This window comes from Pseudomonas sp. 05N36, from assembly GCF_056397385.1.
This window is the reverse complement of record NZ_JBFTNH010000015.1, coordinates 45,298-58,916: the sequence shown is the minus strand read 5'-3', so window position 1 is coordinate 58,916 and position 13,619 is coordinate 45,298. Positions and strand designations below refer to the sequence as shown.

The 13,619-nt window shown below is 59.4% G+C and carries 14 protein-coding genes and 1 pseudogene; 7 read left to right on the top strand and 8 right to left on the bottom strand.

What is annotated here, in order from left to right; translation table 11 throughout:
- The first annotated feature begins 204 nt into the window (after positions 1 to 204).
- Positions 205 to 768 (top strand): N-acetyltransferase family protein, encoded by a 564-nt coding sequence (locus AC1DIH_RS19070; RefSeq protein ID WP_477772863.1) that lies wholly within the window; start codon positions 205 to 207, stop codon positions 766 to 768.
- Between the two features lie 53 nt (positions 769 to 821).
- Here the strand turns inward: AC1DIH_RS19070 and AC1DIH_RS19065 are convergent, their stop codons facing one another.
- The 3 genes from AC1DIH_RS19065 to AC1DIH_RS19055 all read right to left on the bottom strand — a co-directional run bounded on the left by AC1DIH_RS19065 (position 822) and on the right by AC1DIH_RS19055 (position 3,401).
- Positions 822 to 1,742: a universal stress protein gene (locus tag AC1DIH_RS19065; protein WP_477772862.1), complete on the bottom strand. Its 921-nt coding sequence runs from the start codon at positions 1,740 to 1,742 to the stop codon at positions 822 to 824.
- Positions 1,743 to 1,881: 139 nt separating this feature from the next.
- Positions 1,882 to 3,120 carry an MgtC/SapB family protein gene (locus AC1DIH_RS19060; RefSeq protein ID WP_477772861.1) on the bottom strand — a complete coding sequence of 413 codons (1,239 nt, stop codon included), beginning with the start codon at positions 3,118 to 3,120 and terminating at the stop codon, positions 1,882 to 1,884.
- 38 nt (positions 3,121 to 3,158) lie between these two features.
- Entirely contained in the window at positions 3,159 to 3,401 is a 243-nt protein-coding gene (locus AC1DIH_RS19055) for a hypothetical protein (protein ID WP_054596482.1), read from the bottom strand.
- A gap of 390 nt (positions 3,402 to 3,791) precedes the next feature.
- On the opposite strand from AC1DIH_RS19055, the gene AC1DIH_RS19050 reads away from it, so the two are divergent.
- Positions 3,792 to 4,718, top strand: a complete 927-nt coding sequence (locus tag AC1DIH_RS19050; protein ID WP_477772860.1) for a universal stress protein — start codon at positions 3,792 to 3,794, stop codon at positions 4,716 to 4,718.
- Positions 4,719 to 4,944: 226 nt separating this feature from the next.
- Positions 4,945 to 5,592, top strand: coding sequence for a YceH family protein (locus AC1DIH_RS19045; RefSeq protein ID WP_477772910.1), 648 nt, complete (start codon positions 4,945 to 4,947; stop codon positions 5,590 to 5,592).
- 27 nt (positions 5,593 to 5,619) lie between these two features.
- On the opposite strand, the gene AC1DIH_RS19040 is transcribed toward AC1DIH_RS19045, so the two are convergent.
- A complete protein-coding gene (locus AC1DIH_RS19040; RefSeq protein ID WP_477772859.1) occupies positions 5,620 to 6,438 on the bottom strand; it encodes a shikimate 5-dehydrogenase in 819 nt (272 codons plus the stop codon).
- A gap of 247 nt (positions 6,439 to 6,685) precedes the next feature.
- Between AC1DIH_RS19040 and AC1DIH_RS19035 the strand changes: the two genes are divergently transcribed.
- The 3 genes from AC1DIH_RS19035 (at position 6,686) to AC1DIH_RS19025 (ending at position 7,746) form a co-directional block, all read left to right on the top strand.
- Positions 6,686 to 7,003, top strand: a complete 318-nt coding sequence (locus AC1DIH_RS19035; RefSeq protein ID WP_019692815.1) for a hypothetical protein — start codon at positions 6,686 to 6,688, stop codon at positions 7,001 to 7,003.
- 259 nt (positions 7,004 to 7,262) lie between these two features.
- Positions 7,263 to 7,457: a hypothetical protein gene (locus AC1DIH_RS19030; protein WP_477772858.1), complete on the top strand. Its 195-nt coding sequence runs from the start codon at positions 7,263 to 7,265 to the stop codon at positions 7,455 to 7,457.
- Positions 7,458 to 7,563: 106 nt separating this feature from the next.
- The gene (locus AC1DIH_RS19025; RefSeq protein ID WP_477772857.1) at positions 7,564 to 7,746 is read left to right on the top strand and encodes a hypothetical protein; all 183 of its coding nucleotides are present in this window, start codon (positions 7,564 to 7,566) and stop codon (positions 7,744 to 7,746) included.
- Here the strand turns inward: AC1DIH_RS19025 and AC1DIH_RS19020 are convergent.
- On the bottom strand, positions 7,743 to 8,804 hold the full coding sequence (locus tag AC1DIH_RS19020; RefSeq protein WP_477772856.1) for an AI-2E family transporter: 1,062 nt from the start codon (positions 8,802 to 8,804) through the stop codon (positions 7,743 to 7,745). The two genes, AC1DIH_RS19025 and AC1DIH_RS19020, sit on opposite strands and share 4 nt — an antisense overlap.
- Before the next feature lie 162 nt (positions 8,805 to 8,966).
- Between AC1DIH_RS19020 and trhP the strand changes: the two genes are divergently transcribed.
- On the top strand, positions 8,967 to 10,292 hold the full coding sequence (trhP, locus tag AC1DIH_RS19015) for a prephenate-dependent tRNA uridine(34) hydroxylase TrhP (RefSeq protein WP_477772855.1): 1,326 nt from the start codon (positions 8,967 to 8,969) through the stop codon (positions 10,290 to 10,292).
- Positions 10,293 to 10,433: 141 nt separating this feature from the next.
- Here the strand turns inward: trhP and AC1DIH_RS19010 are convergent, their stop codons facing one another.
- The 3 genes and pseudogenes from AC1DIH_RS19010 to AC1DIH_RS19000 form a co-directional block, all read right to left on the bottom strand.
- Positions 10,434 to 11,189, bottom strand: a complete 756-nt coding sequence (locus AC1DIH_RS19010; RefSeq protein ID WP_371917732.1) for a methyl-accepting chemotaxis protein — start codon at positions 11,187 to 11,189, stop codon at positions 10,434 to 10,436.
- Positions 11,190 to 11,291: 102 nt separating this feature from the next.
- Positions 11,292 to 12,116 (bottom strand): annotated as a pseudogene (locus tag AC1DIH_RS19005) (cache domain-containing protein); the annotation flags it as partial.
- A gap of 107 nt (positions 12,117 to 12,223) precedes the next feature.
- Positions 12,224 to 13,540, bottom strand: a complete 1,317-nt coding sequence (locus AC1DIH_RS19000) for a Na+/H+ antiporter family protein (protein ID WP_477772909.1) — start codon at positions 13,538 to 13,540, stop codon at positions 12,224 to 12,226.
- Positions 13,541 to 13,619 lie beyond the last annotated feature (79 nt).

The following is a 13,619-nucleotide window of genomic DNA, read 5'->3' as shown; positions in this document are numbered from 1 at the left end:
CGGTCGATCCCGCCGGCATGCTCCTAGACTGCACTCATTGCCCCCAACGTGGTTGATTTACATCAAATCCGGGCCTTTGAGGACGCCTGTGCCGAGTGTCTGATCCAGATCAGATTCGAGTGCCGCCGTTGGCGTAAAAAGATATGAACCGCGTGACCTTCTGCTACACGCGGACCTTTTTTCCATCAGAGGGAGGATTGCACCATGCTCACTGTCAAGGACCACAACGAACGGGCTGCCGCCGCCTATGCCGCGGTCTCCGGGCAATACTGGATCGAAGCACTCAGGGACGGTCGGCATGTACTGATCCGGCCATTGACGGATAAAGACCGCGAGCGCGAATACGCATTCATCAAACGCCTGTCCCCGGAATCCCGTCATATGCGCTTTCTGGCGCAAATCAACGAACCCGGTAAGGCCATGCTCGACCAGTTGATGGACATCGACGGCAAGAAGCGCATGGCTTACATCGCGCTGGTCCACGAAGACGGCAAACTGATCGAAATCGGCGTCAGTCGCTATGCCGCCACCGCCGAACATGAATGCGAATGCGCGATCACCGTCGCCGATGAATGGCAGCACCTGGGACTGGGTACGCTGTTGATGGAGCATTTGATCAAAGCAGCCCGCAAGAACGGCTTTCATCAGATGTATTCCATTGATGCCTCAAGCAATGCCCCCATGCGCGATTTGGCAAAAGCCCTGGGATTTGAAGTCCATAACGATCCTGACGATTCCCGCCAGGTCATTCATCGCCTCATGCTGTAAGAAAAATACCCCTTGGAGCACCAGACACTGGCGCGCCAAGGGGCAATTCAACACTACTGCAGCCGCTCGCCCGGCTTGATCGCCAGCACACTGCACGGTGCCCGATGCAAGAGATGTTCGGCGGTGCTGCCCAAGAGTTTGTTCAAACCCTTACGGTGTACCGTTCCCATGACGATGACATCGATCTGATGATCAGTCGCAAACTCGCAGATACTCTGCAGGGGCGCGCCTTCAATGAAGTGGCGATGATCGGCCGGCACGCCGTGGCGCTCGGCCAGGGCCGCAAATGCCTCATGTTGCGCCTCGCCCAATGCTTCGTAGATGCCGGTGGCGAGGGGCAATGCACCAACGCCCATGTCCGTGGCGTACACCGCTGCCCAGTCATACACATGCACCAAATCAAGCTCGGCGTTGCACTGTTCGGCCAGCTTCACTGCCGCGTCGACAATCTGATCGTTGAACACCAGATCCTGGTCTTCACTGCGCAACACATCGATAATTGCCAGAATCTTGTGCGGCCGTGCGTAGCTGGCGTTGGTGACCAGATGCACCGGCACCGGGCAATCGCGCAGCAACCTCCAGTCCAGCGGAGTAAAGAAGATCCGCTTCAACGCGGACTCCTCCTGAGCGTCCTTGATGATCAGGGCCAGAGGCATCTCGTTGACGAAGTGAAGGATCTCTTCATAGGGGTGCTGGACCCAGACCACCTCACTGGTGACCTCGACCCCGTGCTTCTTCGCCAACCCGGCTTGCTGCTCAAGCCATTGTCGATGGTTTTCCAGGTAGCCATCACGGGCTTGCCGGATTTGCTCGGGGGCGAACAGACCGGCCACTGCCAGGGCTTCGCTGTAATCGAACGCCACGATATGCAACGGTAGTTGCGCCGCCAGAGCCAGGGCCGTAGCGCGCTCGAACGCCGGAGTACGGGTCATCGCAGGTGGGGCAATCAGCAATAAACGTTGAGTCTGAGACATAAGACACCTCGGCGCGCGGCCATTTCAATGCAGTCGGTACGACGTTAGATTGAACGTTCCGGGTGCAGGCGACTTGATCTTTATCAGCTCCATGCGCTCTTTGCACAACCTCGATTGATGCAGCAAGCCATCGAACGCTTCAGTGCAGCAAGGTGCCCGCCCACATCGCCGCCGTCATCAATACCTGCCCCGGGATGACATAGGCGGCAAATCGGCGACCGCCGCTGACCCACGCCACCACACATTTGCTCAGCGAATTGCTGCTCACCGCCATCAGCACAGGGCCGGCAATGGCGTCGAAAGGCAACTGACCGGCCTTGGCCAGGGAAGCAATGGACGCCGTTGAAGAGTGGGCATCGGCAAAACCGCCAAGGGCCGTCGTCAGCATCACACCCACCTGGCCAAAGTGGCTCAGCATTGCAGAAGACAGGAAGGTAATGCCGGTCATGGCCAGTACCACGATCAAGGCCAGCCTGAGATTGAACGCACCACCGACCTTGATCGGTTCGTTGCCATCCCCCGTCGATCCGCGAAACATCAAGCACACGCCATACAACCCCGTGACGAAGAGTCCGGATAGCAACGGCCCCCACATGCTGCGCAACAGGCCGGGATCGACCGTTCCCAGGATCAGGCCCACCTGAATCACAGTCGCCAGATTGGACAGCATCGCAGCGCTGCTCAAGACTTTGATGTGTGCCGGCTCCTTGGCACTGATATGCCCCATGGCCGCAATGGTCACCGTGCCGGAAACGAACCCCGAAGCGATCGCACTGATCGGATAACCGTAGCGGGTGCCCAGGGTGCGAACCGCGATATGCCCCACCGCCCCTATCGCCATCAACAGCACGGTCAAGGTGCAAATGGTGCGCAAATTGATTGCAGCATAGGGCCCGATAAAGCGATCCGGCGCCAGTGGCAGCACCACCAGTGCGGCGACCAGCAGCACCAGGCCGTCGCGAATTTCCGCGTCGGTCAACTGATTGTGCGCAAAGTGATGCAGCCGCTGACGATAAGTCAGCAACCCCGCCATCACCACGCCAATAGCAATAGCCAGCTCTGGCGCCGTGCCACACAACGCCCCCAGGACCAACACCGTGAGCAAGGCCACTTCACTGGTAATGCCAGGATCCTTTTCAAGGTTTCGCCAATAAGCCACGGTGAGCAGCAGCGCCACACAGATCGCGATGATCCCCACCAGCAGACCGCCGCCCACCTGCGGGGAGATATAGCCCAATAGCGCGGTGATCGCGAATGTCCGCAACCCGGCACAGGCACGGCTGTCGCCCCCGCCCTTATGGCGCTCGCGCTCAAGACCGACCAGCATGCCGATCCCCAGCGCAGCGGCGGCATTGGTCAGGGCGAAGGTTTCACTCATTGGATACGCACCCGGTCATCCCCCCCTGACCCCGGCGCTTATCTCGCGAGATCAGCCAGCACCCGTTGCTCGACAGCCGGATCGGATCGAGAGCCGGCGGGCTGTCGGGGCAATGGCTTGGTGACAGTGTTTGCCGGCCAGGCATGCGGCGCATTGATGCGCGCCTTGAGCTGCCTGACGAACGCCTCTGCTTCATCCCGACTGTCGAAACCCACCTCCCACACATCCATCTGTACGAGCCAACGGTGTCTTGCCAGTTGTTCTGTTATCTCAATAATCATAGCCGGCCTCGGATCAAGCCTCGCAATCGGGTCTGTGGGCGATGCGTCCTGGCGTCCAGACACTCCATCACGGCGTAACGCGACCTTGCTTTGGCCGCTGAGAATGACAGCAGATGGTCTCTACTGCCCTGTACGCGAGCGTGAAAAGCGTATGAATTTCAGACTGCGCCTGTCAGCGGACGAGAGATTGATCATGGTCAATAATCAGGAGATTGGAGGCGCAGCAAACGACCGTATGTCGGACGACAAGATCGGGCTCTCGCCGGTTTGACCCAGATCAAGCTCGGGCATCTGGCCAGCGACACGATCAGGCCATGGCTTCAGGAGCTGACAACTCATCGTGCCGACAGTACCGCTGCCGACTTTGTGTCTACCCAGGAGAGGTTCGTCATGTCTGATCAATCACGTTTCATGCTGATCGTCTCACCGCTGATGGAGCACAGCCCGGCCTTCGACAGGGCCGCCGCACTGGCCAAGGCCGAGGGCGCGGCGTTGCACATCGTGGCTTTCGACTACCTGGAAGGCCTGGCGACTGCCAGCCTGGTCAACGACCAGGCACGCGAAGAGATGCGCCTGGGTTATATCGAACGTCACCGCCTGTGGCTGGAGGAGCAGGCCAGGCCCCTGCGCAAGATTGGCCTGGAAGTCACCACCGAGGTGACCTGGGTCGAACGCCCGCTGCAGGAAATTCTGATCCACCTCAAAGAACAGCCGATCGAGTTGCTGATCAAAGCGCTGCAACATGAATCGCTGCTCTCGCGGCTGATGTTCACGCCGCTCGACGTGCATTTACTGCGCGAATGTCCAGTACCGCTGCATTTCGTCAGCAACGCCATCCATGCGTTGCCTCGCAAGGTTGTTGCAGCGGTCGACCCCTTCCATCGCGATAAACAGTACCAAGGCTTGAATGACCGGATACTCCACGAAGCGGTCAAACTGGCGAGTACCTGCAATGCCGAGGTCGACGTCGTCTATGCCTATGACCTTTCCTCCATCAGTGCCGATGAATTCGACTTCAACAACGTGTCGACCTTCTTCTCTTCAGGCAAAGCCAAGACCCTGTTCGACGCTCAGGGGGAGGCATTCAACGAACTGGCCGAGCGCAACGGCATCCCGCCGGAACGGCGTCACATGATCATGGGCAACCCGGGCAAGGTCCTGGTCAACTATGCCGACGTCAATCAGGTCGATGTTATTGTCATGGGGCGGGTCAGCCATCGCGGGATAGGCCGGCTGATCGGCAGCACGGCAGAAAGCCTTTTGTACAAAATGCCCTGCAGCGTATGGATCGTGTCGCCCGAAGAACTTGATGAATGAGGCCAACAGCCCGCTCTACGCTAGCGATGCCGACGGCGAGAAGAACCGTGTCTGCGTCAGAAGATTGGGCAACAGTGCGCTAAGATTGCCGCACTCGCCTCCTCCGACGAGGTTCTGCGTCAAACAGAACGACGTGAAAGGAGAGCGATCTGACCCGCAAACAAGGGTCTGTTGCTAAATTAGGGAGTCAACAATGGAAGATACGGTTAGCAAGGGCCCGGAAAGCATGAGCGCAGAGCCAGAGACGTCCACCGATGCACTGCAGCTGAGCAGCACGGAGCTGCGCATTCTCGGCTCGTTGATCGAGAAACAGGCGACCAGCCCGGAGACCTATCCACTGACCCTTAATGCGCTGGTCATCGCCTGTAACCAGAAAACCAGCCGGGAACCGGTGATGAACCTCAGCCAGGGCCAGGTCGGGCAAAGTTTGCGCGCCCTGGAAGGTCGAGGCTTCACCAGGCTGGTCATGGGCAGCCGCGCCGATCGCTGGGAGCATCGACTCGACAAGGCGCTGGAGCTGGTGCCGGCTCAGGTTATTCTGTCCGGCTTGCTGTTCCTGCGTGGTCCGCAGACGGTCAACGAACTGCTGACGCGCAGCGGCCGCATGCACGATTTCGAAGATGCCGAACAGGTTGTCCATCAACTGGAACGCTTGATCGCCCGTGGTCTCGCGATGTTGCTGCCGCGCCAGTCGGGCCAGCGCGAAGACCGCTACATGCACGCACTGGGCGACCCGACGGATATCGAAGCAATCCTCGCCGCCCGCCAGAACCCGGCAGAGCGTGGCGCCAGCAGCGGCGTGTCGGTGGAGCGTATCGAAGAACTCGAAGCGCGGATTGCGGCGCTCGAAGAACGCCTGGCGCGCCTCGAGTAACCCTACCCCCTGCCCCGCAGCGCCTGATCAGCTGCGGGCGAACGCCACGGCCTTCTGAAACTGCTCTTCGCTGGGACGCACGCCGGTGTACAGCACAAACTGCTCAAGGGCTTGAATGGCGATGACTTCAAGCCCGGTGATGACCCGTTTCCCTGCGGCTCGAGCATGCACGATCAGTGGTGTTTCCGAGGGGATCGCCACCACATCGAAGACAGTTTCTGCGTAATCGATGGCATCAGCGTCAAAAGCCAGTTGACCGGCCTCCGCGCCGCCGCTCATGCCAATCGGCGTGACATTGACCAACATCCGCGGACGCTCGCTACCCAGTTCTGCTTGCCAGCGATAACCCAGCGAGTCGGCCAAGGCGCGCCCCGCGCTTTCGTTACGCGCCACGATCAGGCCGTTTTGATAGCCACCGTCGCGCAAGGCACTGGCCACCGCCTTGGCCATCCCGCCGCTGCCGCGCAAGGCGAACGTCGAGTCTTGCGGCACGGCATGGGTTTTCAGCAGTTGCTCGATGGCGAGGTAATCGGTGTTGTAAGCCTTGAGGTGACCGTTGGTGTTAACGATGGTATTGATCGAGGCAATGGCTTGCGCCGATGCATCCAGCTCATCGACCAGTGCGATGCAGGCTTCCTTGAAGGGCATCGACACGCCGCAGCCGCGAATACCCAGGGCACGAATCCCGCCAATCGCCCCCGGCAGATCCTGACTGCTGAATGCCTTGTAATAGAAATTCAGGCCCAGTTGCTCATAAAGATGGTTGTGGAAACGCAGGCCGAAATTCCCGGGGCGCCCAGACAGTGACATACACAGTTGGGTGTCTTTATTCGGGTTCATCAGCATGTGGATCTCCTTCAAATTACACTTTCAGATGGACGGGATTGGCCAGCCCATCGGGTTTATCGGATCATAGCGAGGCCTCTGGCCCGGCTGGCATGTAAAGGTAAAGATGCCGGTACAGACCTTACACAATATTTACTCTGACGCGTCGCAGATTCGCCAAAAAACGCTGTCTTAGAGTTATCCCCGCAACTATCCTTGGATCTATTGAAGGCTCAAGCGCGTTGGGGCGAAAACACGAGGAATTATCATGATCCGCAAACTCCCTGTAATAGCCTTGCTGATCGGTGCATTTGCTGTCGCAGGACAGGCGCAAGCCCATGGCTACTATTATGGTCACGGCCGTGGCGGCGGCTGGGGCTGGGGTGCACCGCTCGCCGTCGGCGCTGTGGTAGGCGCGGTGGTCGCGGGATCAGTCATGTCCAACGAGCGTCCGGTTTACGTACAACAGCAACCGGTCTACGTTCAACCGCAGCCAGTCTACGTTCAACCGCAGCCGGTGTATGTCCAGCCCGCACCGGTTTATGTCCCGCCACAACCGGGGTACTACATTCAGCCTCGCTACTGAGGCCCGGGCTGGCAATCACTGCAGCTTACACAACACAGGCTCCGTCTCGACGGGGCCTGTTTTCGTTTCAGTTGTCGAGCAATGTCTGAATAAATCTCGCCAAGGTCGCTACCGGGACAGTGACTGCGGTTAAATTTGACATGATTGATCCGACGAATGCCCTGGCTTGCGCGCAACAACGGTCATATTTATGTCATGACAGTGCAGCAAGCTTTGAATTGTCCGTAATAAACAGTTCATAAAAACAAGGACGCCCCGTATGCCCACGCAAAACCCGCACCGCATTGCAGGACTCTGTACCTCAAGCAAGGTCTATAGCGCGCTGACCGAGCTCAAACACCTGGAAGGCCATCGCAGCGCCAAGTTTCTCTCGCTGCTCGCCGAAAACCTGGTGCGTAAAGGCCTGCTCAATGATCATGAAGTGATGAACATGCTCGACCAGGTCGTCGACTGACAGCGGCCATTCGCCACGTTGTCGTCAATGTCCACTATCGAGCACGTTGATTTTCCGTTGAACCGCCGGGTCAGTAAGGTAGCTCCATAGATTGATGGAGGTACTTATGCCCAAGGTCCAGATCATGTCCGTTATTGGCAGCGCCGTTCCTGCACCGCTCAGAGAGCTGGGATTGCTCGCCTGTTGGTATCTGGTTCAGGACGGCGTCGCGATCAGCGGCCCGCTCACTTTACTGCCTGCCGCCCAGGCCCTGTCGCAACGTATCGGCACCTACGCGCTGGGCGCCTAAGGCAGCTGCACGCGTGGCCTGGTTTCGATGTACAAGTCCCAACTCGACATGAACAGCGCAGCGATCAACGGCCCAATGACAAAACCATTGAGACCGAAGATCGCCAGACCGCCCAGGGTCGAAACCAGGACCAGATAGTCCGGCATCCTGGTGTCCTTGCCCACCAGGGTCGGACGCAGAATGTTGTCTACCAGACCGATCACGAACACCCCGAACAACCCCAGCACCACCCCCTGCCAGATCGCGCCGCTGAGCAGGAACCAGGCTGTCACCGGCGCCCAGACAATCCCCGCCCCCACTGCGGGTAGCAGCGACAGAAACGCCATGACCACCGCCCAGAGCAATGCACTGGGAATATCCAGAAACCAGAAAATCAACCCACCCAGCGCACCTTGCGTAATCGCCATCAGCAGGTTGCCTTTGACCGTGGCTCGCACCACGCGGTTGAACTTGAGCTGCAAGCGGCGCTTTTGATGTTCCGCCAATGGCACGGCCGCACGGACCTTGCGCGACAATTCGGCACCGTCACGCAGAAAGAAGAACAACAGGTAGAGCATGATGAAAAAACTCACCAGGAACTCGAACGTGCCCTGGCCGAAGCTGAAGGCCTGACTGGCAAAAAACTCGCTGCCCTGCATCGCACTCTTGACGATTTTCTCGCGCAAAGTGCTCAGATCACCCATGCCAAAGCGGTCCAGCAGGTGCTGAAAGTAAGGCGGCAGGCTGTGCTTGAACTGCGCCAGATAGCCGGCGATGTCCAACTGGCCACTCTCGATATTCTTGTAGAGGGTCGCCCCCTCTTGTACCAACAGGACGCTGGTGATGATCACCGGCAAAATGGCAATGATCAGGCAAATGCCCAAGGTGGAGAGCGCCGTCAGGTTGCGGTGCCAGCCAAACTTCACTTGCAACCGACGCTGCAAGGGCGCGAAGACAATCCCAAGAATCACCGCCCAGAACACCGCGCCGTAGAACGGCAGCAGAATCCAGATGAAAGCGGCAGTCACCAACACCAGCAGCACCAGCAGCGATCTGTCTCGCACAACGGTTTGGTTCATGTCCGCTCCCCGCCAGTAACCCGCAGACACTGACTGCCTGTTCTAGGTTAGTCAGCCACCACGCGCCCGAGTGCCCTGCTTTATTCACCCAGCATAGATCCAGATCAATAAACGCCTCGCACGACTGCTCTACCCTCGCGAGCTTTTGTGATCGAGCCCCTCATGACCCTCGCCACGCCTGAACTGCTTGCCCCGGCCGGCACCCTGAAAAACATGCGCTACGCCTTCGCCTACGGCGCCGATGCGGTCTACGCCGGCCAGCCGCGCTACAGCCTGCGTGTGCGCAATAACGAGTTCGATCATGCCAACCTGGCCCTCGGCATCCGCGAGGCCCAGGCCCAGGGCAAGCGTTTCTATGTGGTGGTGAACATCGCCCCCCACAACGCCAAGCTGAAAACCTTCCTCAAGGATATCGAGCCGGTCATCGCCATGGCCCCGGATGCGCTGATCATGTCCGACCCCGGGTTGATCATGCTGGTGCGTCGGCATTTCCCGCAGATGCCGATTCACCTTTCGGTGCAAGCCAACACGGTGAACTGGGCCAGCGTCGAGTTCTGGCAGCAACAAGGCCTGAGTCGGATCATCCTGTCGCGGGAGCTGTCGCTGGAAGAAATCGCCGAGATTCGCCAGCAAGTCCCCGCCATGGAGCTGGAAGTGTTCGTTCATGGCGCGCTATGCATGGCCTATTCCGGGCGCTGCCTGCTGTCGGGTTACATGAACAGGCGTGACGCCAATCAAGGCACCTGCACCAACGCCTGTCGCTGGAAATACGCCGCACAGCCGGCCACGGAAAACACCGTGGGCGAGATCGTTCAAGCGTTCATTCCAGAACCAACGCTGGGTATCGGCGCACCCACCGACCAGGTGTTTTTGCTCCAGGAAGCCAACCGCCCCGATGAACTGATGCCGGCCTTCGAAGACGAACACGGCACCTACATCATGAACGCCAAGGACCTGCGCGCCGTGCAGCATGTCGCTCGCTTGACGCAGATGGGCGTCCACTCGTTGAAGATCGAGGGCCGGACCAAATCGCACTTCTACTGCGCCCGGACCACTCAGGTCTACCGCCGCGCCATCGACGATGCCGTGACCGGCCGCGAGTTCGATCGCAGCCTGATGACCGACCTCGAATCCCTGGCCCAGCGTGGCTATACCGAAGGCTTCCTGCGCCGCCATGTGCACGACGAATACCAGAACTACCAGAACGGCAGCTCGGTGTCGGAGCGTCAGCAGTTCGTCGGTGAGCTGACCGGTGAGCGCCGTGATCGGCTGGCCGAGGTCAAGGTGAAGAACCGCTTTGGTTTGGGCGATCACATGGAATTGATGACACCCAAAGGCAATTTCCACTTCGACCTGCATCAGTTGCAAAGCGCCAAAGGCGAGGCCATTGAAGTGGCACCGGGGGACGGGCACACCGTGTACCTGCCGATTCCGGATGCGGTGGATCTGAAGTTCGGGTTGTTGATGCGGGATGTGTGCGGGGATTAACCCGGAATTGAGGGTGCCTGGGCGGACCTCATCGCGAGCAGGCTCGCTCCCACATTGGATTGATGGTGTTGTCGCAATTTGCGGCAGCGCACAAATCTACTGTGGGAGCGAGCCTGCTCGCGATAGCGGTCTGTCAGGCGCTTAGATCCTGAACTGCCCTACCAGCTTGCCCAACCGCTGCCCCAGATCCGCCAGGCTGCGGGAGGTTTGCGCACCGAGCTGGGTTTCGTCGGCGACGCTGTCCACGGCAACGGCGATCTGATGCACGCTGCGGTTGATCTCTTCGGCCACCGCAGTTTGCTCTTCGGCGGCGCTGGCGATCTGCGCGTTCATCGAATTGATGGTGCCGATCAACTGGGCCATGGTGTCCAGTGAAGCACCCGCCTGATTGGCCTGGGCCGAGGTGCCGTCACCGGCTTCGCTTGAACGGCGCATGGCATCGACCGCCGACTGTGTGCCAGCCTGCAAGCGGTCGATCATGCCCTGAATTTCCTGAGTGCTTTGCTGAGTGCGACTGGCCAGCGCGCGCACCTCATCGGCGACCACCGCAAAGCCACGCCCGGCCTCACCGGCGCGAGCGGCTTCGATGGCGGCGTTCAGCGCCAGCAGGTTGGTCTGGTCGGCAATCGAGCGGATCACCCCCAGCACGCTGACAATCGACGACACGTCCTGCTGCAAACTGTCGAGCGAAACCCCGCTGCTGCGAATATCTTTCACCAGCGCATGGATCTGCGAAATACTCCCCGCCACCACGCGTTTGGCCGCCTGACCTTCTTCGTCGGTTTGCTGGGCCGCCACCGCAGCGCCCTGGGCGCTTTTCGCCACTTCCTGCGCTGCCGCCGACATCTCGTTGATCGCCGTGGCCACCTGATCCGTCTCGTGACGTTGGCGTTCCATGGCCTGATCCGAACGCTGGGCCTGATCGGAAACCTGATTGACCAGCCCGGTCAGTTGCGACGTCATCTCGGTAATCTGCCGCACCAGGCCGTGAATCTTGTCGACAAAACGGTTGAACGAACCGGCCAGCTCGCCCAGTTCATCTTGAGAGGTAATCGCCAGCCGGCGCGTCAAGTCGCCCTCGCCTGCCGCGATGTCGTCCAGATTGGCCTTCATCAGGTGCAACGGACGCAAAATGGTATTGGCCACGAACAGACCGACCGCGGCGATCACCAGCAGCACCACCGCCGCGACGCCGACGATGCTCAGCAGCACGCCTTCCATGCGCTCGCGAACCTCGGTCTGGACCACGGCAACCTGGGCTTCGATACCGTCGAGATTCACCGAGGTACCGATGGCCATGTCCCACTTGGACAGGTATTCGGTGTAACCCAGCTTGGGCACCAGGACTTTGTTGTCACCAGGCAACGGCGAGCTGTATTGCAGGTAGTGCGTACCGTCCTTGGCGACTTTCACCAGGTCACGGTTGACGTACACGCCGTTCGGATCGCGATTGTCCTTGAAACTCTGGCCAACGCCTTCCGGGCTGTTGGCCTTGAACAGGCGCACGGTGTTGGAGTCGTAGCCGAAGAAGTAACCGTCCTTGCCGTAGCTGATGCTCGAGAGCAATTTGACCACTTGCGCGCGAGCCGCCTCATCGCCAGGCGCTGCGGCGTCGTACAGCGGCTTGATCGCCGTCATCGCCACCGCAACGTAACTTTGCAGGGTGGCCTTGGCATCGTTCATCAACCGCTGGCGGGTTTCTTCGACTTCTTTACGGGCCTGCTCTTGCAAGATGAAGGCAGTGGTCAGACTGATCACCAACGCAAAGAGCAACACCGGAAGGACGGAGAGGGACAAGACTTTGGCTTTAAGGCTCAGGCGCATGTGTTGTTCACTCTGGATAGTATTGGCGTGCTTAACGTATTAACGGCTGGCCTGCGCAAAACTGTAGGCGCAGGCCGGTCGCTGATGAACACGATGCGCTCAATCCGTTACAGCACCATTGCCGCGACCCAGCCAAACCCCAGCAACGGCAGGTTGTAGTGCAAAAACGTCGGGACCACGGTGTCCCAGATATGGTGATGCTGGCCGTCGATATTCAGACCGGAGGTCGGGCCCAGGGTCGAATCGGACGCTGGCGAACCGGCATCGCCCAAGGCGCCGGCAGTCCCGACGATGCAGACGATCGCCAACGGACTGAAACCCAATTGCACGCACAACGGCACGAAGATCGCCGCAAGAATCGGCACCGTGGAAAACGATGAGCCGATGCCCATGGTCACCAGCAGGCCGACCAGCAACATCAGTAATGCACCGACACCTTTGCTGTGACCGATCCACGAAGCCGAGGCCTCGACCAGGGTCTTCACATCGCCGGTGGCCTTCATGACCTCGGCAAAACCCGAGGCGGCGATCATGATGAAACCGATCATCGCCATCATCTTCATGCCTTCGGTGAACAGGTCGTCAGTCTCGCGCCAGCGTACGACGCCCGATACCGAGAAGATCAGAAACCCGGCCAGCGCACCGATAATCATCGAGTCCAGCAGCAACTGAATGATGAACGCAGCGGCAATCGCCAGCCCCGCGACCATCAGGGTCAACGGGTTGTACTGCACCGCGACCTGCTCGACCCGTTCGATTTTCTCCAGGTCATACACGCGCTTCTTGCGGTAGCTGACGAACGCCATCAACAACCCGAACACCATGCCCAACGCAGGAATCCCCATGGCATGAGTGACATTGACGCCACTGATGTCCACCCCGCTTCTACTGACGTTGGCCAGCAGGATTTCATTCAGGAAGATGTTGCCAAAGCCCACCGGCAAGAACATGTACGGCGTGATCAGGCCAAAGGTCATGACGCAGGCAATCAGTCGGCGATCCATTTGCAGCTTGGTCAGTACATAAAGTAGTGGCGGCACCAGCAGCGGAATGAACGCGATGTGGATCGGCAGGACGTTCTGCGAAGCGATGGCCACCACCCAGAGCAACGCAATCAGCAGCCATTTGACCTGCCCACCACCCGCGGCGTCCTGCCGGTCGACCAGCAGCAAGGCTTTGTCCGCCAGGGCGTGGGCCAGGCCGGATTTGGCAATCGCCACCGCGAAAGCGCCGAGCAAGGCGTAGGACAAGGCCACAGTCGCACCGCCGCCCAGGCCACTGTTGAAGGCCTTGAGCGTTGCATCGATACCCAGGCCGCCCGTCAAACCGCCCACCAGCGCGCCGACGATCAGCGCGATCACCACATGCACGCGGGACAGGCTGAGTACCAGCATGACGCCGACCGCGGCAATTACTGCATTAATCATCGTTACCTCAAAACACGGCGACGGGTAAATCCGGCGCAAACAGGATGAGTCCGTCCAGCCAGCTGCATGAGCCGAC